This is a genomic window from Mesorhizobium kowhaii, assembly GCF_042431665.1.
Classification (GTDB): domain Bacteria; phylum Pseudomonadota; class Alphaproteobacteria; order Rhizobiales; family Rhizobiaceae; genus Mesorhizobium; species Mesorhizobium kowhaii.
Window position 1 is genome coordinate 74,058 of record NZ_JBHLYT010000030.1, and the last position, 19,513, is coordinate 93,570.

At 64.5% G+C, this 19,513-nt stretch carries 22 protein-coding genes; 11 read left to right on the forward strand and 11 right to left on the reverse strand.

Annotation, left to right across the window (positions count from 1 at the left end):
• Positions 1–182 precede the first annotated feature (182 nt).
• Complete coding sequence (locus ACFFNA_RS17770) at positions 183–485, reverse strand: ArsR/SmtB family transcription factor (RefSeq protein ID WP_378920298.1); 303 nt, start codon at positions 483–485, stop codon at positions 183–185.
• Positions 486–535: 50 nt separating this feature from the next.
• Here ACFFNA_RS17770 and ACFFNA_RS17775 point away from each other — a divergent pair, with 50 nt between their 5' ends.
• From ACFFNA_RS17775 to ACFFNA_RS17785, 3 genes are all read left to right on the forward strand, one after another.
• Positions 536–1,477, forward strand: a complete 942-nt coding sequence (locus ACFFNA_RS17775; protein ID WP_378920300.1) for a threonine/serine dehydratase — start codon at positions 536–538, stop codon at positions 1,475–1,477.
• Positions 1,478–1,592: 115 nt separating this feature from the next.
• Positions 1,593–4,184, forward strand: a complete 2,592-nt coding sequence (locus ACFFNA_RS17780; protein WP_378920302.1) for a TIGR02302 family protein — start codon at positions 1,593–1,595, stop codon at positions 4,182–4,184.
• A gap of 49 nt (positions 4,185–4,233) precedes the next feature.
• Entirely contained in the window at positions 4,234–4,605 is a 372-nt protein-coding gene (locus ACFFNA_RS17785) for a glyoxalase superfamily protein (RefSeq protein ID WP_378920304.1), read from the forward strand.
• A gap of 59 nt (positions 4,606–4,664) precedes the next feature.
• On the opposite strand, the gene ACFFNA_RS17790 is transcribed toward ACFFNA_RS17785, so the two are convergent.
• Positions 4,665–5,528, reverse strand: a complete 864-nt coding sequence (locus ACFFNA_RS17790; RefSeq protein ID WP_378920306.1) for a LysR family transcriptional regulator — start codon at positions 5,526–5,528, stop codon at positions 4,665–4,667.
• A gap of 200 nt (positions 5,529–5,728) precedes the next feature.
• Between ACFFNA_RS17790 and ACFFNA_RS17795 the strand changes: the two genes are divergently transcribed.
• The gene (locus ACFFNA_RS17795) at positions 5,729–6,676 is read left to right on the forward strand and encodes a DMT family transporter (protein WP_111544271.1); all 948 of its coding nucleotides are present in this window, start codon (positions 5,729–5,731) and stop codon (positions 6,674–6,676) included.
• Here ACFFNA_RS17795 and ACFFNA_RS17800 read toward each other — a convergent pair whose 3' ends face one another.
• The 3 genes from ACFFNA_RS17800 to ACFFNA_RS17810 form a co-directional block, all read right to left on the reverse strand.
• On the reverse strand, positions 6,677–7,048 hold the full coding sequence (locus tag ACFFNA_RS17800; protein WP_167458462.1) for a response regulator: 372 nt from the start codon (positions 7,046–7,048) through the stop codon (positions 6,677–6,679).
• A gap of 74 nt (positions 7,049–7,122) precedes the next feature.
• The gene (hpt, locus tag ACFFNA_RS17805) at positions 7,123–7,665 is read right to left on the reverse strand and encodes a hypoxanthine phosphoribosyltransferase (RefSeq protein ID WP_111544273.1); all 543 of its coding nucleotides are present in this window, start codon (positions 7,663–7,665) and stop codon (positions 7,123–7,125) included.
• Between the two features lie 25 nt (positions 7,666–7,690).
• Positions 7,691–8,335 carry a hypothetical protein gene (locus ACFFNA_RS17810; RefSeq protein WP_378920309.1) on the reverse strand — a complete coding sequence of 215 codons (645 nt, stop codon included), beginning with the start codon at positions 8,333–8,335 and terminating at the stop codon, positions 7,691–7,693.
• 192 nt (positions 8,336–8,527) lie between these two features.
• Here ACFFNA_RS17810 and ftsE point away from each other — a divergent pair, with 192 nt between their 5' ends.
• From ftsE to ACFFNA_RS17825, 3 genes are all read left to right on the forward strand, one after another.
• The gene (gene ftsE, locus ACFFNA_RS17815) at positions 8,528–9,187 is read left to right on the forward strand and encodes a cell division ATP-binding protein FtsE (protein ID WP_027023302.1); all 660 of its coding nucleotides are present in this window, start codon (positions 8,528–8,530) and stop codon (positions 9,185–9,187) included.
• Positions 9,180–10,175, forward strand: coding sequence for a cell division protein FtsX (locus ACFFNA_RS17820; protein WP_378920312.1), 996 nt, complete (start codon positions 9,180–9,182; stop codon positions 10,173–10,175). Before ftsE ends, ACFFNA_RS17820 begins: the two co-directional genes overlap by 8 nt.
• A gap of 133 nt (positions 10,176–10,308) precedes the next feature.
• Positions 10,309–11,034, forward strand: coding sequence for a YdcF family protein (locus tag ACFFNA_RS17825; protein ID WP_378920314.1), 726 nt, complete (start codon positions 10,309–10,311; stop codon positions 11,032–11,034).
• A gap of 4 nt (positions 11,035–11,038) precedes the next feature.
• Here the strand turns inward: ACFFNA_RS17825 and ACFFNA_RS17830 are convergent, their stop codons facing one another.
• On the reverse strand, positions 11,039–11,671 hold the full coding sequence (locus tag ACFFNA_RS17830; protein ID WP_111544277.1) for a pyridoxamine 5'-phosphate oxidase family protein: 633 nt from the start codon (positions 11,669–11,671) through the stop codon (positions 11,039–11,041).
• A 24-nt stretch (positions 11,672–11,695) separates the two neighbouring features.
• Complete coding sequence (locus ACFFNA_RS17835; RefSeq protein ID WP_111544521.1) at positions 11,696–12,166, reverse strand: nuclear transport factor 2 family protein; 471 nt, start codon at positions 12,164–12,166, stop codon at positions 11,696–11,698.
• 122 nt (positions 12,167–12,288) lie between these two features.
• Here ACFFNA_RS17835 and ACFFNA_RS17840 point away from each other — a divergent pair, with 122 nt between their 5' ends.
• A complete protein-coding gene (locus ACFFNA_RS17840; protein ID WP_378920317.1) occupies positions 12,289–13,191 on the forward strand; it encodes a LysR family transcriptional regulator in 903 nt (300 codons plus the stop codon).
• 115 nt (positions 13,192–13,306) lie between these two features.
• Positions 13,307–14,095, forward strand: coding sequence for a lysophospholipid acyltransferase family protein (locus ACFFNA_RS17845; RefSeq protein ID WP_378920319.1), 789 nt, complete (start codon positions 13,307–13,309; stop codon positions 14,093–14,095).
• Positions 14,096–14,114: 19 nt separating this feature from the next.
• Here ACFFNA_RS17845 and ACFFNA_RS17850 read toward each other — a convergent pair whose 3' ends face one another.
• The 3 genes from ACFFNA_RS17850 to ACFFNA_RS17860 form a co-directional block, all read right to left on the reverse strand.
• Positions 14,115–14,741, reverse strand: a complete 627-nt coding sequence (locus tag ACFFNA_RS17850) for a LysE family translocator (protein WP_378920321.1) — start codon at positions 14,739–14,741, stop codon at positions 14,115–14,117.
• Positions 14,742–14,832: 91 nt separating this feature from the next.
• Positions 14,833–15,780 (reverse strand): aldo/keto reductase, encoded by a 948-nt coding sequence (locus tag ACFFNA_RS17855; RefSeq protein WP_378920323.1) that lies wholly within the window; start codon positions 15,778–15,780, stop codon positions 14,833–14,835.
• Between the two features lie 120 nt (positions 15,781–15,900).
• The gene (locus ACFFNA_RS17860) at positions 15,901–16,422 is read right to left on the reverse strand and encodes a gamma-glutamylcyclotransferase (RefSeq protein WP_378920325.1); all 522 of its coding nucleotides are present in this window, start codon (positions 16,420–16,422) and stop codon (positions 15,901–15,903) included.
• A gap of 134 nt (positions 16,423–16,556) precedes the next feature.
• On the opposite strand from ACFFNA_RS17860, the gene ACFFNA_RS17865 reads away from it, so the two are divergent.
• Both ACFFNA_RS17865 and ACFFNA_RS17870 read left to right on the forward strand, forming a co-directional pair.
• Entirely contained in the window at positions 16,557–17,555 is a 999-nt protein-coding gene (locus ACFFNA_RS17865; protein WP_378920327.1) for a DUF2125 domain-containing protein, read from the forward strand.
• Between the two features lie 88 nt (positions 17,556–17,643).
• Positions 17,644–18,567, forward strand: coding sequence for a sugar kinase (locus tag ACFFNA_RS17870; protein WP_378920329.1), 924 nt, complete (start codon positions 17,644–17,646; stop codon positions 18,565–18,567).
• Positions 18,568–18,574: 7 nt separating this feature from the next.
• On the opposite strand, the gene ACFFNA_RS17875 is transcribed toward ACFFNA_RS17870, so the two are convergent.
• Positions 18,575–19,510, reverse strand: coding sequence for a prephenate/arogenate dehydrogenase family protein (locus ACFFNA_RS17875; protein ID WP_208647070.1), 936 nt, complete (start codon positions 19,508–19,510; stop codon positions 18,575–18,577).
• Positions 19,511–19,513: the final 3 nt, after the last annotated feature.

Sequence of the window (19,513 nt, forward strand, 5' to 3'; positions counted from 1 at the left end):
AGACCTAAAGCGCGTCGCCTGAATCCGTTCAACGCGACGCGCTTTAGAACAATTCCAGGAAAAGCGCGTAGCGCTTTCCCTTAGGGAATTGCGTCAAAACAAACAGATAGAGCGGTTCAGCGTTTCCGTAAAACGATGAACCGCTCTAGGCGCTGCCCGGTCTCGAAGCCCGAACGGCGGCGCTACAGCCTGTTCTGGATGAGCGCCCTGGTGGCGGCGATCCTGTCCTCGTCGCGGCGGTAGAACGTCCATTGCTTGATGCGCTTGGCGCGCAGCAGGCCGGCCTGGGTGAGCACGCGCATGTGCTCGCTAAGCGTCGCCTGCGTGATGCCGAGCTTCTCTGCGATCAGCAGCGCGCAAACGCCGTCGCCGACCAGATCGCCATCGGCTTGGCGTGGGAAATGCGCGCGCGGATCCTTCAGCCAGTCGAGAATCTGCAGCCTGCGTTCGTTGGCGATCGCCTTGAAGACATCAACCTCTTGCATTTAGCCATTTTGCCAAGTTACTAATTACTGTCAATCCCAAGGAGACGTCCATGACCAACGGCAACACCGTCACACGCGAACGCATTGCCGCGATGGAACCGCGCATTCGGCCCTATGTGCGGCACACGCCGGTGCTGCGCGTCGACATGGCCGACTTCGACCGGCCGCCGCTGACCGTCGACCTGAAGCTCGAATGCCTGCAGCATTCCGGCTCGTTCAAGGCGCGCGGCGCCTTCACCAACCTCCTGGAGCGGACGGTTCCCAAGGCCGGCGTCGTCGCCGCATCGGGTGGCAACCATGGCGCCGCGGTCGCCTACGCCGCCATGCGGCTCGGCCACAAGGCGACCATCTTCGTTCCCGAAGTGAGCCCGCCGGCCAAGCTGGAGCGGATCCGCAGCTACGGCGCCGAGCTGATCGTCGGCGGCGCCCGCTACGCCGAGGCGCTGGCGGCCAGCGAACGTTTCGCCGAGGAAACCGGCGCCTTGCAGATCCATGCCTTCAACCAGGAGGAGACGCTGGTCGGCCAGGGCACGCTCGGGCTCGAAATAGAGAGCGACCTGCCTCAGATCGACACGCTGCTGGTCGCCGTTGGCGGCGGCGGCCTGATTGGCGGCATCGCCGCCTGGTTTGCCGGCCGCATCCGCATCATCGCCATCGAGCCGGAGGGGGCGCCGACGCTTTACCGCGCTTTCGAGGCCGGCCGCCCCGTCGACGCGCCAACTGAGGGCATCGCCGCCGATTCGCTGGCGCCCAAGCGCGTCGGCGAAATAATGTTCCCGATCGCCGAGGCTTTCGTCGAGCGTTCGATCCTGGTCAGCGACGACGACATCATCGCTGCCCAGAAGGCGCTGTGGAACCGGGTGCGCATCATCTCCGAACCGGGCGGCGCCGCCGCCTTCGCGGCTGTGCTGTCCGGACGGTACGCGCCAGCGCCCGATGAAAGGGTCGCAATACTGGTCTGTGGTGCCAACGCGAACCCCGCCACGTTCTGACGGCAATCATTCCGGCAGCTTCACGTTTTCTCAAACTGCCTCGCCTTTGCCGTGTTTGCTGGTATTCTTCGAGTCGTGAGGATCGGGCTATCCTGCCCACCCCATGGAAGGGCCGATGACGCAACGACCCACCTTCAGCAGCCATCGCGGCCTGGCTAGGCGCCTAGCCTTGAGCCGTCTGGCGACGCGGATCTCGATGATGGTCGAGCGTGGTTGGCCGTTGCTGCTTCCGCTCGTCATCGTCGCCAGCCTGTTCCTCAGCGTCTCTTGGCTCGGCATCTTCTCGCGCCTGCCGGACATGGCGCGCATCGGTTTTGTCGCCGCATTCGGCGTGGCGGCGCTGGCCGCGCTCTATCCGCTGCGTTTCTTCCGCATGCCGGGCGCCGCCGAAATCGACCGCCGGATCGAGGCGGCCAATGAATTGCTGCACAGCCCCGTGCTGGTGCAGACCGACCGGCCAAGCGGCCGGGAAAGTAGCTTCTCGCAGGCGCTGTGGCGCGAACACCAGAAGCGCATGGCCGGAAAGCTCGACAGCCTTGGCGCCGACCTGCCGCGCACGCGCGTGCCGGAGCGCGACCGCTGGGGCCTGCGCGCGGTGGCCGCACTTCTGCTGGTGACCGCCTTTGCCTTCTCCTACGGACCGACGGGCGGCAGGATTGGCGACGGGTTCAGCGCCCACGGCGTGCACGATGCCGTACCGCCGCGCATCGATGCCTGGGTGACACCGCCGGCCTATACCGGCAAGCCGCCGATCTTCCTGACCGCCGACGCCAACCAGACGACGCCGACCTTCACCATTCCCGAAGGCAGCGACGTCTCGCTGCGCGTCACCGGCGGCTCGGGCGAGGAAACGCTCGCCTATGCCGACAAAAACGGCAATACCCGCGCCATCGACCCGGCCGGCCCGCAGGCCGCCGCCACGGCCGAGCCGGTAGCAAGCCCGGCGAAGCCGTCCAAGGTGCGCCAGTTCACCGGCAAGCTGACCGGCGACGGCACCCTGACACTGACGTCGGGCCAGGACCAGCTCGGCCGCTGGGCCTTCGCGGTCATGCCGGACAAGCCGCCGCAAATCCGTTTCGTCGGCGAGCCGAAGCGCGCGGCCAACGGCGCCTTCGAGCTGAACTACCAGATCGACGACGACTATGGCGCCGCCAATGCCAAGGCGGTTTTCGCGCTCGCCGATCCGCAGGCGCCCGATGCGCATCCGCTCTATGGTCCGCCTGAAATGCCGCTGTCGCTGCCGCGCCGCGGCGGCAAGTCGAATGCCGCCAGGACGTCGAAGGACCTGACCGAACATGTCTGGGCCGGCAGCAGCATCAAGCTGACGCTGGTTGCCACCGACGATGCCGGACACACCGCATCGAGCGAGACCAAGACGCTGGTTATGCCGCAGCGGCCATTCGCCAATCCGCTGGCGCGGGCGGTGATCGAGCAGCGCCGCCTGCTGGCGCTCGATGCCAACGCCAGGCCGCGCGTGCTCGACCTGATGGACGCGATCACGCTGCGGCCCGAGGACACGTTCGACAACATGTCCCACTACCTCGCCATCATGAGTGCTCGCAGCCGGCTGAAGATGGCCGTCAATGACGACCAACTGCGCAGCGAAGTGTCCTATCTCTGGGAAATCGCGCTCGGCATCGAGGAAGGCAATCTCTCGGCCGCTGAAAAGCGCCTGCGCCAGGCGCAGCAGGCACTGCAGGACGCCATCAAGAACGGCGCCAGCGACGCGGAAATCGAAAAGGCGATGAAGGAACTGCGCGAGGCGATGAACCAGTTCCTGCAGGAATTCGCCGAACGCGCCAAGCAGAATCCCAACGCACCGCAGATGCAGCAGAACGGCCAGGAACTGCGCCAGAGCGATATCGACCGCATGATGGACCAGATCGAGAACCTGGCGAAGTCGGGCGATCGCGACAAGGCGCAGCAATTGCTGTCGCAACTGCAGGACATGATGAACAACCTCCAGGCCGGCCGTCAGCAGCAAGGCGGCCAGCAGGACAGCGAGATGCGCCAGCAGATGGACAAGCTCGGCGAGATCCTGCGGCGCCAGCAGGAGATGATGAACGACACCTTCCGCATGGACCAGATGCAGCGCGGCGAGCGCCAGCGCGGACAGAACCGCGACGAGCAGCTTGGCGGCGGCCAGGACGAGGACAAGCCGGGTGTCGGCGAGGACCGCGATCCGCTCGCCCAGCCGAAGGCGATGACACCGCAGGAATTCGCCGATGCGCTGAAGCAGCTGCAGCAAGGCCAGGGCCAGCTGAAAAACGACCTCGAGCAGCTGAAGAAGGGGCTGGAAGGCATGGGCATGGAGCCCAATGAGGGATTTGGCGAGGCCGGCAAGTCCATGGGCAATGCCGAACAGGCGCTCGGCGAAGGCGAAGGCGATCAGGCGGTCGGCCACCAGGGCCGGGCGCTGGAAGCGCTGCGCAAAGGCGCCAAGGACATGATGAAGCAGATGCAGGCCATGCAGGGCGATCAGGGCGGCAGCGAGGAAGGCGGCCGCCAGCAGAACGCCGACCGTGACCCGCTCGGCCGGCCACGCGCCAGCCAGGGACCCGATTTCGGCGATTCGGTGAAGGTGCCCGACGAGATCGACGTGCAGCGCGCCCGCCAGATTCTGGAAGCGATCCGCAAGCGGCTCGGCAATGCGCTCAGCCCCGACATCGAACGCAGCTATCTGGAACGGCTGCTCGAGCTGAAATAGGGATCGCCACTCATCCAACCCCACCCGAAGACACTCGAACGGTTGCACCATGCCGAAACTTGGCGCTGTCACGCCCATCCTGCGCATCTTCGACATTGCCAAGGCGCGTGAATTCTATGTCGGCTTCCTCAGCTTCGAGGTGCAATGGGAGCATCGCTTCGACTGCAACGCGCCGCTCTACATGGCGGTCGGCCGCGACGGCTGCGTGCTGCATCTCAGCGAACATCACGGCGACGGCGCACCTGGCATTGCCGTGCGCATCAAGGTCGAGGACATCGCAGCATTTCATCGCGAGCTGATCGGCAAAAACTACCGCTTCGCCAGGCCGGGCCTGGAAGAGACACCGTGGAAGTCCCACGAAATATCGGTCGCCGATCCGTTCGGCAACCGGCTGCATTTCTACGAGGAAGCGGCCGCTTAAGTCTTTGTTTTGTGCATGTCGTCATACCAAAACCGCTGCATACTTTTGGGCGACATGCACTAAATCTGCCTGTTGACGAACGCCTCGCGGATTGCCTCCTGCATGCCGTCGATCGCCTCACTGGAGGCATTTGGGTTGCGGTGCATCACCACATTCGAGGAATCGATATCGCCGAACCCGTCCGCGGACGTCAGTTCGCGACAGCCGGCCGGAATGTTGCTGCGTGAGATCGGCGCGATCGCCAGCCCGGAGGTGACGGCGAGCTTCAAGCCGCCAGTGGTGTCGCTCGTATAGGCGACGCGATAGGCAAGACCGCGCTGTTCCAGCGATTTGACGGCGAAGTCCTTGCACCAGCCGGCCCGGTTGTAGAGCGCGATCGGCACCGGCCGCTCCTCGTGCATGTGATGCAGGGTCGATGTCACCCACACCGTCGGATCGTGCATCAGCACTTCGCCGCCGGCAGGATCCTGCCATTCGAAAACCACGCACAGATCGAGTTCGCCGGCGGCGAGCGCCGCCACCTGCGCCCCCGAATGCGCATAGCGCACGGTGACCTCGACCTGCGTGTGGCGCTTCGAAAAAGCGCCGAGCGCGCGCGACAGGATGGCGTGGCCATATTCCTCCGGAATGCCGATGCGCACCGGCCCGCCAAGCGGCGCCGCTGCCATCGACGCCGCCGTCTCGTCGAGCAGCGAAACGATGCGGCGAGCGTTGACGATGAGTTCGCCGCCACGCCGCGTCAGCACGACGCCGCGCGAACCGCGCTCGAACAGGCTGTCGCCGATCAGGTCCTCGAGCTTCTTCATCTGCATCGACACCGCCGACTGGGTGCGGCCGGCCTGCTCCGCCGCCCTGGTGAAATTGCCGGCTTCGGCAACGGCCACGAAGGTGCGCAGGAGGTCGCTGTCGAGGTTCGGTCGCATGAAATCCGCCATAAGGGAATTTGATTGCTGATATCATTCCAATTCGTTTGCAACATGTCAAACGCCGGACGATAGTCGCCTCTCCCATTGGATATGCGGCTGCGAAATCGGCCGCGGACCAATTCGAAGAGTCCTCACTCATGCCCGCTGCCCGAAACGGTGGCGGGTTCTTTTTCGCTTGCAGGGAGCCCGGACGGCACATGCAGAACCGGATGGTGCTTGGCATCCTGAGCCTGTGCCTGGGCGTGCTGGTTTTTTCGCTGCAGGATCCGCTCGTCAAAGCCGTGTCGAGCGGCTATCCGGTGACCGAGGTGATGGCGATCCGCTCGATCGTCGCCTTGCCGATCCTGATTGCTCTCGTCCACGCCGATGTCGGCTTGCCAGCGATCCTGTCGAAGCGATTCGGCATGCTGACGATGCGCGCCTTCATCCAGTTCACCTCCTATACGGTGTATTATCTGGCCATCGCCGCATTGCCGCTGGCCGACGCCGTGGCGCTCTATTTCATGGCGCCGCTGTTTATCATGGTGCTGGCCGGGCCGTATCTTGGCGAGCGCGTCTCCTGGCAGACGCTGGCGACCGTGCTGATCGGGCTGTTCGGCGTCCTCGTGATGCTGCGCCCCGGCGCCGGGCTGTTCGACTGGGCGGCGCTGCTTTCACTGGGCTCGGCGGCGCTCTACGGCTTTTCGCAGTTGATGGCCCGCAAGATCGGCGATACCGAATCGTCCACCGTCATGGCCTTCTATCAGAACGGCGCCTATCTGGTCGGCGCGGCCGTGGTTGCCGGCACGTTTCACCTGGCCGGCATTACCCACGCCGTCCATCCGAGCCTGGAATTCCTGGTGCGGCCCTGGCTCTCGCCGACGTTGCCCGATTTTCTCAAGATGGCGGCCTGCGGTTTCGTCGCCTCCGCCGGCATGATCCTGCTGTCGCAGGCCTACCGGATGGCACCGGCCAACCGCGTTGCCACCTTCGAATACACCGGCATCCTGTGGTCGCCGCTGTGGGGTTTCCTATTCTTCGCCGAGGTGCCCAGGTCGACGACCGTGATCGGCGCGGCCCTGATCATCGGCGCCGGCCTGCTCGCCCTCAACTCCGAACGCCGCAGGAGCGCTCCGCCCGTGCTCGCTGCAACCGATCCGGCCTGATCAGGCGAAGCAGATCAGCGCCCTTTCGACGCGTGAGCGGATTTCGGCCAACGTAAAGGGTTTCTGCACGACATCGAGGATAACGCCGTTCAATTCCTCGGCGCGCTCGCGCTGGTCGGCATAGCCGGTCATCAGCATGATCTTCATCGACGGGAAAAGGGCTGCCGCCGCAATCGCCATCTCGATGCCGTCCATCTCCGGCATGCGGATGTCGGAGACGACGAGATCATAGCCGCCACGCGCGGCCTGGATCAGCGAAAGCCCTTGCGCGCCGTCCGCGGCGATATCGATTGTGTGCCCGGCGCGTTCAAGCGCGCGGGCGGCCAGGGTGCGGACGGACTCATCGTCCTCGACGATCAGAAGCTTTGCCATGGCCGGCATATTTGGCTGCGAAAAGTTGACTTTTCCTGAAGGCGCAGGGGCCAACAAGCCTTTTTGGAAGTCGCTCACACGTCGCCTTTGACGACGCCGACAAACGGCAATTCGCGAAACGCGTGCGCAACATCCATGCCGTAGCCGACGACGAAATAGTCGGGGCAGTCGAAGCCGACATAGTCGGCGTTGAGCGCGGTCTGGCGGCGCATGCGCTTGTCGAGCAGCACGGCGATGGCGCAGCTCTTGGCGCCGCGCGACAGCATCAGGTCACGGGTGAAGCTCAGCGTCTTGCCCGATTCGAGAATGTCGTCGATCAGCAGCACGTCGCGCCCGGCGACCTCATTGTCGATGTCGCGCAGCACCCTGACCTCGCCGCTTGTGGTGCCGGCGCCATAACTGGAAATGAAGATGAATTCGACCTCCGGCGACAGCCCGACATCATGCATGGCGCGGATCAGGTCGGCGGCGAAGATGAACGAGCCCTTGAGCACCGAAATCACCAGCAAATCGTGATAATCGTGGCCGGCGATCTCCTTGGCGAGCTCGAGATTGCGCCGCGCGATCGCCGATGCCGAAAACAGGACTTCGATGTCCTTGCCGCGTACGATGGGCATTGGTGGTTCTTCCCCGGTGGATCGCCTATTGCGCGAAAGTGACCGATACGGTCCTTACGCCGTTCTTAGGCACGTCGAGCCGACTGGCAAAGCCGAATCTTTCGCCCGAAGCCAACGAACGACCGGATGTCCCCAACGAATAGCGGGTTGTGCGCCCGTCATTGCCGGTTACCCGGATTTCGAGCGGCGGCAGCGGCGCCGGTTTCGCTCCATCATTGGCGGCCTCGCCATCGACGAGCAGCACGGGGTTTGGCCCGGAGGCGTCGACGCGCGATGTGACCCCGGAAATGCTCAGCGCCGACGCCTGCGCGCTGGACAGGAACGGCGCCTGGCGCACCAGCGCATGCCCGCCGGAGACCCAGAAGGCGGCCAACGCGGCGCCGATACCGGCGATCCAGAAGATCGGCCCACCGCGCGAGGCCGGCATCCGCTCCGCCGGGGCTTCGGGCTTGCGCAACATGTCCATGCCCTCGATAGGCGGCGTGACAATTGCACGCGGCAGCGGCGAAACGCGTTCCGCGGCAGGAACAAGGCGCGGCATCACCACATAGTCGGCATCGACGATATCGGCCGCTGGCGCGCGCATGAACCGGTCCGTTGCGGCAATTGCCGCCGGATCGGTCATGATTTCGCCGGAAACCGGGCGCGCGGTTCGATCCTCAGCCATCATGGCCCCAGCATTGCAGCACGTGTTCGCTTTTCGTTTCTTTTTCGTAAACACAAATGGTTAACGCTTCCCCACCGGAGCCCTCGTGAAGAGTCGAAAGAGCCCAGTAATTAACCGCCGGTTAACCATGCCGGCCGATGGTCTTTTCCCAGAACAGGCTGGCTCGCTGCCGCCGCGAATTTCAGGTCGTCGAAATTGATTCGCTTCGAAAATGTCGGCCTCCGCTATGGCATGGGTCCGGAAATCCTCCGCGACATCTCCTTGCACATCCCGGAGCGCTCCTTCCAGTTCCTGAGCGGACCTTCGGGCGCCGGCAAGACGACGTTGCTGCGCCTGCTGTTCATGTCGCTGAAGCCGACGCGCGGCCTGATCACTATCTTCGGCAAGGACCGCTCGCGCATCTCGCGCGCCGAACTGCCGCATCTGAGGCGACGCATCGGCGTGGTGTTCCAGGATTTTCGCTTGCTCGACCATATGACCACCTACGAGAACGTGGCCTTGCCGCTGCGCGTGCGCGGGCGCGAGGAGGCGAGCTACCGCACCGATGTCACCGAGCTGTTGAAATGGGTCGGGCTGGGCGAACGCATGCATGTGCTGCCGCCGGTTCTGTCGGGCGGCGAGAAGCAGCGCGCCGCAATCGCCCGCGCGCTGATCGAGCAGCCGGAAATCCTGCTGGCCGACGAGCCGACCGGCAATGTCGATCCACCGCTGGCGCGACGCCTGCTGCGGCTGTTCATCGAACTCAACCGACTGGGCACCGCCGTGGTGATCGCGACCCACGACCTTGGCCTGATGGAACAGGTCGACGCGCGCCGCATGATCCTGGCCGGCGGAAGGCTGGACATCTATGACTGAGCTGTCCGCCGAACATCTTGAACACCAGGAGCAGGACGCCGAGGCGGCCGAGGCAAGGCCGCGTGCCCAGCGCAGGATGGCGCCGATCGTGCCGGCGCAGAACATCGCGGGTCGGGCACTGGTGCTGGTCATCGCCATCATGACCTTCCTGTCCTGCCTGACCTTCGGCGCGGTGACGCTGGTGCGTGACACCGCCTCGGTCTGGGAGAACCAGATCTCACGCGAGGCGACGATCCAGATCAAGCCTGTCGACGGCCTCGACATGGAGGCCGCCCTTGCCCAGGCCTCGCAGATGGCCAGCGAGTTCCCCGGCGTGAAGGCGACCCGGATCATCGATCGCGAGGCGACCGCGAGGCTCTTGGAGCCGTGGCTTGGCTCCGGCCTCAACATAGACGAGCTGCCGGTGCCGCGCTTGATCATCGTCACCATCGACGAGAACAGCCCGCCCGATTTCGCCGCCATGCGCGCCGCGATCACGCCGAAATTGCCGAGCGCATCGCTCGACGATCACCGCACCTGGGTCGACCGGCTGGTGGCCATGGCCCGCACCACGGTGACCATCGGCATCGCCGTGCTGGCGCTGATGCTGTCAGCGACCGTGCTGACCGTGGTGTTCGCGACGCGTGGCGCCATGGCCGGCAATGGCCACATCATCGAGGTGCTGCATTTCGTCGGCGCCGAGGCGCGCTTCATCGCGCGCGAATTCCGCCGGCATTTCCTGGTCACCGGCATGAAGGGTGCTGCCGCCGGCGGAGCCGCGGCAGTGCTCGTGTTCATCGTCTTTTCCTGGTGGTCGTCGCGCAACATGGCGACGCCGCAGGCCGACCAGGCGACCGCGCTGTTTGGCAATTTCGCCATCGGTTCGGCGGGCTATCTCGGTGTCGTGTTGATGGTGCTGGTGATCGGCGGACTGACGGCGGCAACCTCGCACGCCACCGTCGTCGCCTATCTCAGCGACATCGAGGTCCGCCAGCCGGATGCCAGCTGATCAACATCACTTAGAAGCAGAGACCAGTTCGGGGCAATAACATCGATAAAAGCAGGGTGATCACGGATGGAGAATTGGCGTAACGCAAAGTGCGTCTTTCAACTACCCAAACCCGCATTTCAGGATTAACCATATGGCGATGGACGCGCGGGAATCGACCGGGACGGCTGGGCAGACGCCAGTGGTGGTTGCCCGTTCGCTCGACCACGGCAAGCTTAGCCGCCTAAAAGCTGCGCTGCGCGTGTCCGCTCTCTCTCTGCTCATACTCGCAACATTGTTTGCCGGCGGCTTTGGCTGGTTCGCCAACAAGGTCAGCCATCTGACGACGCCCGCCGATCCGGCCAAGGCCGACGCGATCATCGTTTTGACCGGCGGCCAGTCCCGCCTTGACGCCGCGATGGATCTGCTTGCGTCCGGCAAGGGCGAGCGGCTGTTGATCAGCGGTGTGCATCCTTCAGCCAGCCGCCGCCAGTTGCAGGCGGCGATCGGTGGCGACAAGCGACTGTTCTCCTGCTGCGTCGACATCGACCGCGCCGCGCTGGACACGATCGGCAATGCCGAGGAAAGCGCCAAATGGGTCGAGAGCCATGCCTATGGCACGGTGATCCTCGTCACCAACAACTATCATATGCCGCGCAGCCTGCTGGAAATGGGCCGGCTGCTGCATGGCGCCAAGCTCGAGCCCTATCCGGTGGTCAACACCAACCTCGACAATGGCAGCTGGCTGACCAAGCCGCGGGCATTGCGCGTGCTTTTCACCGAATACAACAAATATCTGCTGGCGCTGGCGCGCGGCATCGTGCCGATGAAGCCGACATCAGACGGCATCGCGCTGGCCGAAACCGCGGCCGGCGGCTGAACCATCATCCCCCGGCGGCAGCGCCTGAAATCCCTTTGAGGCGCGCGATCTCCTGTTCAAGGCGCTCGATACGCCTGTCCCGTTCACCGAGCGCCGCTGCCACGTCAGCCGCCTCGAACCGCTGCGGGATATGTTGCGGGCAGTTGGAGTCCCAGGCCGAGACCGTGAACAGGATGACCTGCTCGGGGCGGGCCTTGTAGTCCTGCGGCATTAGCCTTGCCATCAGCTCGGCATCGTTCTCGACGACGCGGGCCGTGCCCCAGATCTTGATGCGCTGTCGGTGGGCATAGTCGATCAGGAACAGGAATGCCTGCGGATTGTCGGCCAGATTGCCCTGCGTGATGAACTGCCTGTTGCCGGAGAAATCCGCGAAGCCGATCGTGTGTTGATCCAGCACCTTGAGAAAGCCGGCGGGTCCACCGCGATGCTGGATGTAAGGCTGGCCATCGCCATTGGCCGTCGACAGGAAGACGCTGGTCTGCATCTCGATGAAGGCGGCAAGGTCGGGCGTGATATCAGCTTGCCAGCCGCCACGCTCCTCGACGCGGGCATAGGACTGGCGTGACCCCTTGCGGGCCTGGATCGCCTTGACGGTCGGCGTGAAGGCGACGTCGCTGGTGAAAGCGTGAGCATTCATGAAAGCCTCCTTGCCCGGACAATCCTAAAGCCCAAGCTCCGACAATGACGGGTGGTCGTCCGGGCGCCGGCCGAGCGGCCAGTGATATTTGCGATCGGCCGCGCCGATCGGCAGGTCGTTGATGCTGGCGATGCGCAGGCGCATCAGCCCGTGTTCGTCGAATTCCCAGTTCTCGTTGCCATAGCTGCGGAACCATGAGCCGCTGTCGTCGTGCCATTCATAGGCGAAGCGCACGGCAATGCGATTGCCGTGGAAGGCCCAGACCTCCTTGATCAGCCGGTAGTCGAGCTCGCGGCTCCACTTGCGAGTCAGGAAAGCCTGGATGGCATCACGGCCTTGCAGGAACTCGGCGCGGTTGCGCCAGCGGCTATCCGTTGTGTAGGCAAGCGCGACCCGGGCCGGATCGCGCGAATTCCAGGCATCCTCGGCCATGCGCGCCTTCTGCGCGGCAGTCTCGGCTGTGAATGGCGGCAGCGGTGGGCGGCTTTCAGACATGGTAACTCCTTGCTCGTCGAGGCCATGCTGCAGACAGGCCAAGAATCCCCATATAAAGCCTTCCATCCTTCAAATGCAGATGACATATTCGCAATCCGTCCTTCCATTTTCTGGAAGAAGCTATGGATCGTCTCGAAGCCATGTCGCTCTTTGTCGCCGCGGTGGAGGCCGGCAGCCTTTCCGCCGCGGCCCGCCGTTTCGGCATTCCGCTGGCCACGGTCAGCCGCAAGGTTTCCGATCTCGAACGACATCTGAACACACGACTGTTGAACCGCTCGACGCGCCGGCTGACGCCGACGGATGCCGGCCAGACCTATCTTGCCGCCTGCCGCCGCATCCTCGACGACGTCGGCGAAGCCGAACGCACGGCAGCCGGCGAGTACAGCGCGCCGACTGGCGAACTGGCCATCACCGCCCCGGTCGTCTTTGGTCGCCTGCACGTGCTGCCGGTCGTCACCGGCTTTCTCGCGGCCTATCCCGACGTGAACATCCGCCTGACGCTCGCAGATCGCATAACCCAGCTGGTCGAGGACCATTTCGATCTCGCCATTCGCATCGGCCAGTTGCCCGATTCGAGCCTGGTCGCCATTGCTGTTGGCTCGATCCGCCGTGTCGCTTGTGCGAGCCCGGCCTATCTGGCCGAACATGGCACGCCGATGACCCCGCAGGATCTGGAAACACACAGTTGCATCACCTTCGAGCGACTTGCTTCCGCCGCCACCTGGAGCTTCACCCAGGGCAGGATGGAAGTCCCGGTTCAGGTCCGCTCGCGGCTTCAGGTCAACACCGCCGAGGCGGCCATTGATGCGGCGATTGCCGGCGTCGGGCTGACAAAAGTGCTTTCCTATCAGATCGAAGCCGCGTTGCGGTCAGGCACGCTGCGCATCCTGCTTGAGGAGTTCGAGCCTGAGCCATGGCCGGTAAGCCTGGTGCATGCCGGCCACGGCCTGCTGCCGGTCAAGCTGCGCGCATTTCTCGATTTCGCGGCGCCGCGTCTGAAGGAGCGGCTGGCGCGATTGATGTAGCTGAACCGGACCGATCGACGATCGTTCTTCTTCACCGGTTGGAGCGGCTTGCAGCCATTTCCTTTTTCCCCGCGCTTGGTGTAACCAACGCACACCTCCTCACCGGGCCTCCCCCATGCTCTATGTCCGATCGCTGGCGTTCAATTTCGTCTTCTACGTCAATCTGATCGTCCAGATGATCCTCTGGACCCCCTATTATTTCCTGTCGCCTCGCCACCGCGCCTGGTTCGTGCCGAAGTTCTGGTCGCGCACCTCGATGTGGCTCTATGACAAGATCGCCGGCACCAGCAACGACATCACCGGCCAGGAAAACCTGCCGGATGGCTCCTTCATCCTGGCGCCCAAGCACCAGTCGTTCTGGGACGCGATCGCCTTCTTCCCCTTCCTCCAGGACCCGCTCTACATCCTCAAGCGCGAGCTGACCTGGATCCCGTTCTTCGGCTGGTACATCATGAAGATGCGCATGATCCCGGTCGACCGCGGCAGCCGCTCCAAGGCGCTGAAGGCAGTGGTCGCCGCGACCAGGCAGGAAATGGCGCGCAACCCACGCCAGCTGATCATTTATCCCGAGGGGACGCGCCGCGCGCCGGGCGACGAGCCGGCCTACAAATACGGCATCGTCGAAATCTATTCGCAGCTTGGCGTTCCAGTGGTGCCGGTCGCCCATGTCGCCGGTCTCTACTGGCCCCGCCGCAAATTCCTGCGCTACCCCGGCACGATCAAGGCCCGGTTCCTGCCGCCGATCCCGCCCGGCTTGAGCAAGGAGGAATTCATGGAGCGGCTGATCGGTGAAACCGAGGCTGCCTGTGACCAGCTCCTCATCGAGGCATCCCGCGCGCCCAACCCGCCGGCCTTTCCGCCGACGGCAATGAAGCGGTTGCGGGAACTCGGCGCGAAAGCCTGAAAGGCTCCTGACCCGACACTCAGCCGAACACGGCCAGCGCGGTGGTCAATACCAGCGTCGCGGCAAAGACCAGATTGATGATCCGCGAGGCCGCGGGCTGTCGCAGGAAGCGGGCGAACGCTGCGCCTGCGACAAGCCACAGAGCGTGGATGGCGACGATCATCAGCGCAAGAACGGTCAGCTTGAGCCATAGGCCGATATCGCCGGCGCCTTGGCTCGACGAGGCGCCGGCGAACACGGCGGCGATCGCCACATAGGCTTTTGGGTTGGCGACAGCCAGCAGAAACCCGGCCAGCCATGTCGGGCGCGAAGCCTCGGCCACGCGCGCCGCCAACGGCGGGGCCGCGGCGATCTTGAACGCGAGATAGAGGATGTAGGCGGCGGAGGCGAAAGCCAGCAGCGGCGCCAGCCTCGGCATCGACGTGAGCACCGCCATGACCCCGGTCGCCACAACCAGCAGCACGGCGATCGTACCCAGGACGATCCCGCAGGTATAGCGCAGCGAGTGGCGCATCCCGAAGGCGGCTCCGACGGCGGTGACGCTTATCGTTGCCGGCCCCGGGCTGCCCATGACGACGGCGGCGGCAAGCACCAGCGCGAGCAGCTGGTGCCAAAGATCCTGCTGCGAAAGAAGCGGTTCGGCCATCTCACCCTCTGCCTTGCTCCGTGCGACGGACGGTATGGCAAGACAAGCGGGTGGTCTTGGACGTTCGTGCGTGCAGCGGCTGCCGGAAGGTTCAGCCGCTCGCTCTGTCGAGCTCGGCCATGTCGTCGGCGGTCAATTTCAGCGATGCCGCCTTGATCAGGCTGTCCATCTGCTCAGGCTTGGTGGCACTGGCGATCGGAGCGGTGACGCCTGGCCGCGCGATAACCCAGGCAAGCGCAACCTCCGCCTGCTTGGCCGAATGCCTGGCCGACACCGCATCGAGTGCCGAGAGGATGCGCGTGCCGCGCGCGTTGAGGTAGTCTTTCACCCCGCCGCCACGCGGGCTTTGGCCAAGATCGGCCTCGCCGCGGTATTTGCCGCTGAGGAAGCCCTTGGCCAGGCTGAAATAGGTGATGACGCCTATATCCTCGGCCACGCACAGATCACGCAACGGCCCGTCGAAGGAGGAGCGATCGTAGAGATTGTATTCCGGCTGCAGCACCTCGTAACGCGGCAGGCTGCGCAAGCTTGCCACATCGAGTGCCGCGCGCAACTGGCCGGCGTCGAGATTCGAGCAGCCGGCATAGCGGATCTTGCCCTTGGCGAGCAGTCTTTCGTAAGCGCCAAGGGTTTCCTCATAGGGCGTGGTCGGATCCGGCCAGTGCGACAGATAGAGGTCGATGACGTCCGTCTGCAGCCGCTTCAGCGACGCGTCGACGGCCTTTTCGATATAGGCCGCGGACAGGTCCTTGTGGCCCTGCCCCATATCCGAACCGACCTTGGTGACCACCACGACGTGATCGCGATTGCCACGGTCCTTCATCCACTTGCCGATGATGGTTTCCGATTCGCCGCCCTTGTGGCCGGGCACCCAGCGCGAATAGGCGTCCGCGGTATCGACGGCGTTGAGACCGGCCCCGACGAAGCGGTCGAGCAGGTCGAACGAGGTCTTCTCGTCAGCGGTCCAGCCGAAGACATTGCCACCCAGAACCAGCGGCGCGATGGAAAGGTCGGTGCGACCGAGACGGCGTTTCTGCAAGGCGTATCTCCGGGATATTGGGGGCGGGCGAATGCAGCCCTGGCTGAGGCTCGGAACCTAACCTAGGTCTTGCCTCATCGAGGTCAAAGGCCTGGCCGCTTTTTCCGCAGAGCCAGCGCTTCACAAAGGCGCGACCAGGCGCGCCACACCCTCCAGCCAATGGTCGCTTATCCCCAGCGCTTCAAGGTGTTCCAGCGTGCTGATCACATAGTCCTCATTGTTGCCGGACTGGCCGACCGCGCCACGCACCACCGCCGCTGCATCCGCCGCGTCGAGCGCGCCGGCATATTGCTCATGTTGGCGGTCGACGATGTAGGCCACCGCCTCGACCGTGCCGCCGCCGTCGAGGCGAACCTTGAGCGTGCGTTCGAGATAGACGTTGGTGACCAGCTCGCGCTCGCGCAGATAGGCGATGACCTCCTCGCGCAATTCGCCGGGCACGCGGAACGCCAGGCCGACGCAGGAGCCGCCACGGTCGAGACCGAGCACCAGCCCCGGCCGCTGACGCGTGCCGCGATGCACGAAGGAGTAGACGCACAGCGAGCGCCGGTAGCCGTGCAGGCGGGCACGTTGCGTTTCGACATGCGCGAAACCCGGCCGCCAGATCAGCGACCCATAGCCAAACACCCAAAAATCGCCCATATCGCCGCGCCTGATTGCAAAAGAGTGGCAGCACCGCACCGGAATCGGTGTTTTTTCCGTCCGCCTCTGTCTACCTATCGTTGTCGGAATCGCGAGTCCGCCTACAACACCCATGCGTTAACGAGAGCCAAAGCATGACGTCAAGTGACGAACGCAAACCGAAGCGCCGACGCCGCCTGTTGTGGCTTGCCGCGTTCATCGTCGTGTTGTTCGCCATCTACAGCACTGGCTGGTTCTATCTGGCTGACCGGGTCAGAAGCGAAGCCGACAAGGCGGTTGCCACGCTCAACAAGAGTGGCGTCCAGGCCGGCTGCGCCAATCTCCAGGTCAGCGGCTATCCCCTGAGCTTTGCCATCTCCTGTGACAATCTCGCTTATGAGGACGATGCCAAGAACGTCGCGGCCTCGGCCGGCAGCTTCAATGCCGTCGCCCAGATCACCCAGCCTCTGTCGCCGGTTGCCGATCTGCGCGGTCCGCTCAGGACCTCCGTTCCGGGCATGGTGCCGCTGTGGATCGACTGGGACAATCTGCAGGCCAACGTCAAACTGTCATGGCCGCTGCCACGGCGGATTTCGCTGCAGGCCGAGGGCCTCTCCGGCCAGACTGATCCGGCCGACGACACCGATCCGGTCGAACTGTTCAGCGCCGGCAAGGCGGACGGCCAATTGCAGCCGAACGGTAGGGATATCGACTATCTCGGCAACTTCAGTGATCTCGAGATCGATTCCGACGCGATCGGCGGGCGCGTGCTGCCGGCGCTCGATGCCAGCGGCGACGTGACGCTGAAGAACGGAGTGGCGCTGATCGGCACGCAAATGAAGAGCCTACGCGGCCAGGCGATCGAGATCCGCAACCTCGACCTGTCGTCGGGCACGGCGCGCGTCACCGTTTCCGGACCGCTGTCGGTCGATGCCGAAGGCCTGATCGAAGCCGACCTGATGATCAAGCTGAAGGACCCGAAGGCCGTGGCGGCCATCCTCGGCGGTGCCATCCCCGAGCAGAAAAGCCAGATCGAGCAGGGCTTTGCTGCCTTGGCGCTGCTCGGCAACGAACCGTCGATGCCGCTCAAGGTGGTCAAGGGCAAGGCCTCGCTCGGCTTCATCCCCCTGGGCAAGATCAAGCCGTTGGAATAAGTGCATGTCGCCCAAAGGTGCGCAGCGGTTTTGGGACAACGACATGCATCAGGCAAAGACTTGAAGTGCGCCGCATGAATCCCCTGAAATGAACCGGCCCGTGAAACTGCTGAGTGTCGGCGCCCTGACGCTGGATACGATCCTGCGTGTCGAGACGCTGCCCGACCATCAGGGCAAGTTCATCGCCTCCGACGGCGTCCAGATCGCCGCGGGCATGGCGACGAGCGCGGCCTGCGCCGCGCATCGCCTGGGCGCCGACGTATCGCTGTGGGCGAGCGCGGGTGACGATTCTGTCGGCGATCAGCTGATCGCCGGGATCGAGGCGGAAGGCGTCGATTGCAGCTTCGTGCGCCGCGTCAGTGGCGCGCGCTCAGCGCTGGCCGCGATCCTGGTCGACGCGCATGGCGAGCGCATCATCGTGCCTTTCTATGACAGCCAAGCCCAGGTCGATCCCGAGGCACTACCGGCGGCCGACCTCTCCGCATTCGATGCCGTGCTGGTCGACGTCCGCTGGCCCGGTGCCGCAGCGCTTGCTCTGGAGGCGGCGCGCGCCATCGGCCGGCCGGCTATCCTCGATGCCGATACCGCGCCGAGGGACGTGCTGGAGCTGCTGCTGCCGCTCGCATCCCATGTCGTCGCTTCTGAGCCGGCGGCGCGCATTCTGTGCGGCGCGGAACTGGATCCGCGCCAGGCCTGTGAGGCACTTGCCCGGCGCGGCGATGCATTTGTCGCGGTTACGGGCGGCGCGGCTGGAACCTGGTGGTTCGATCGCGCGACGGGATCATTGCGCCATGTCGCGGCGCCAAAAATCAAGGCGGTCGACACGCTGGCCGCCGGCGATGTCTTTCACGGCGCCTTTGCCGTCGGGCTGGCGGAAGCCATGCCGGTCGAGCAGGCCTTGCGCTTCGCCAGTGCGGCCGCCGCGCTCAAATGCCTGCGCTTCGGCGGCAGGTTGGGCGCGCCCGGCCGCGCCGAGACGCTGGCTATGGTTGCTGTGACCTGGCCTGTCTGAATCAGACTTAGCTCTTGGCCGGGTGCTCGACCGCCTGACGGCCGAAATCGGGCACGTCGATGTCCTGGCCGGCCTCGATGATCGAGCGGCGCACGGCACGGGTGCGGGTGAACAGGTCGAACAGCTTTTCACCATCGCCCCAGCGGATCGCCCGCTGCAGCGACGCCAGATCTTCGGAGAACCGCGACAGCATTTCGAGGATGGCGTCCTTGTTGTGCAGGCAGACGTCACGCCACATGGTCGGATCGGAGGCGGCGAGACGGGTGAAATCGCGAAAACCCGAAGCCGAATATTTGATCACTTCGGACTTGGTCACCGACTGCAGATCGTCTGCGGTGCCGACGATATTGTAGGCGATGATGTGCGGCAGGTGCGAGACGATGGCCAGCGTCATGTCGTGATGCTGGGGGTCCATCGTGTCGATGTTGGCGCCGCAGCGGCGCCAGAATTCCGACAATCTCTCTAGTGCCTCCGGGTCGGTGTCGGGCAGCGGGGTGAAGATGCACCAGCGATTGTCGAACAGGTCGGCAAACCCGGCATCCGGGCCGGATTTTTCGGTGCCCGCCAGCGGGTGGCCGGGAATGAAGTGCACGCCATCAGGCACATAGGGCTGCATCTGCGCGATGACCGATGCCTTGGTCGAGCCGACATCGGTGAGGATCGCACCCTTCTTCAGTGCCGGCGCGATTTCCTCGGCCACCGCGCCGGACGAGCCGACCGGCACCGAGACGATGACCAGATCGGCATCGCGGACCGCTTCTTTCGCATCGGTGGTGTAGGAGGAGCCGAGCCCAAGCTCTTGCGCTCGCGCCAAGGTCGCTGCACTGCGGGTCGAGATGGCGACGTGGCGAGCGAGGCCCTCGCGGCGGATGACGCGGGCCAGCGACGAGCCGATCAGGCCGATGCCGACCAGCGCGATCTTTTCAAACATCGGTGATGTCATGGT

What these genes read in the sequence shown, in the direction of transcription:
- ACFFNA_RS17770 (WP_378920298.1), bottom strand. Translation starts at nt 485, where the DNA reads ATGCAAGAGGTTGATGTCTTCAAGGCGATCGCCAACGAACGCAGGCTG.
- ACFFNA_RS17775 (WP_378920300.1), top strand. Translation starts at nt 536, where the DNA reads ATGACCAACGGCAACACCGTCACACGCGAACGCATTGCCGCGATGGAA.
- ACFFNA_RS17780 (WP_378920302.1), top strand. Translation starts at nt 1,593, where the DNA reads ATGACGCAACGACCCACCTTCAGCAGCCATCGCGGCCTGGCTAGGCGC.
- ACFFNA_RS17785 (WP_378920304.1), top strand. Translation starts at nt 4,234, where the DNA reads ATGCCGAAACTTGGCGCTGTCACGCCCATCCTGCGCATCTTCGACATT.
- ACFFNA_RS17790 (WP_378920306.1), bottom strand. Translation starts at nt 5,528, where the DNA reads ATGCGACCGAACCTCGACAGCGACCTCCTGCGCACCTTCGTGGCCGTT.
- ACFFNA_RS17795 (WP_111544271.1), top strand. Translation starts at nt 5,729, where the DNA reads ATGCAGAACCGGATGGTGCTTGGCATCCTGAGCCTGTGCCTGGGCGTG.
- ACFFNA_RS17800 (WP_167458462.1), bottom strand. Translation starts at nt 7,048, where the DNA reads ATGGCAAAGCTTCTGATCGTCGAGGACGATGAGTCCGTCCGCACCCTG.
- hpt (WP_111544273.1), bottom strand. Translation starts at nt 7,665, where the DNA reads ATGCCCATCGTACGCGGCAAGGACATCGAAGTCCTGTTTTCGGCATCG.
- ACFFNA_RS17810 (WP_378920309.1), bottom strand. Translation starts at nt 8,335, where the DNA reads ATGATGGCTGAGGATCGAACCGCGCGCCCGGTTTCCGGCGAAATCATG.
- ACFFNA_RS17820 (WP_378920312.1), top strand. Translation starts at nt 9,180, where the DNA reads ATGACTGAGCTGTCCGCCGAACATCTTGAACACCAGGAGCAGGACGCC.
- ACFFNA_RS17825 (WP_378920314.1), top strand. Translation starts at nt 10,309, where the DNA reads ATGGCGATGGACGCGCGGGAATCGACCGGGACGGCTGGGCAGACGCCA.
- ACFFNA_RS17830 (WP_111544277.1), bottom strand. Translation starts at nt 11,671, where the DNA reads ATGAATGCTCACGCTTTCACCAGCGACGTCGCCTTCACGCCGACCGTC.
- ACFFNA_RS17835 (WP_111544521.1), bottom strand. Translation starts at nt 12,166, where the DNA reads ATGTCTGAAAGCCGCCCACCGCTGCCGCCATTCACAGCCGAGACTGCC.
- ACFFNA_RS17840 (WP_378920317.1), top strand. Translation starts at nt 12,289, where the DNA reads ATGGATCGTCTCGAAGCCATGTCGCTCTTTGTCGCCGCGGTGGAGGCC.
- ACFFNA_RS17845 (WP_378920319.1), top strand. Translation starts at nt 13,307, where the DNA reads ATGCTCTATGTCCGATCGCTGGCGTTCAATTTCGTCTTCTACGTCAAT.
- ACFFNA_RS17850 (WP_378920321.1), bottom strand. Translation starts at nt 14,741, where the DNA reads ATGGCCGAACCGCTTCTTTCGCAGCAGGATCTTTGGCACCAGCTGCTC.
- ACFFNA_RS17860 (WP_378920325.1), bottom strand. Translation starts at nt 16,422, where the DNA reads ATGGGCGATTTTTGGGTGTTTGGCTATGGGTCGCTGATCTGGCGGCCG.
- ACFFNA_RS17865 (WP_378920327.1), top strand. Translation starts at nt 16,557, where the DNA reads ATGACGTCAAGTGACGAACGCAAACCGAAGCGCCGACGCCGCCTGTTG.
- ACFFNA_RS17870 (WP_378920329.1), top strand. Translation starts at nt 17,644, where the DNA reads ATGAACCGGCCCGTGAAACTGCTGAGTGTCGGCGCCCTGACGCTGGAT.
- ACFFNA_RS17875 (WP_208647070.1), bottom strand. Translation starts at nt 19,510, where the DNA reads ATGACATCACCGATGTTTGAAAAGATCGCGCTGGTCGGCATCGGCCTG.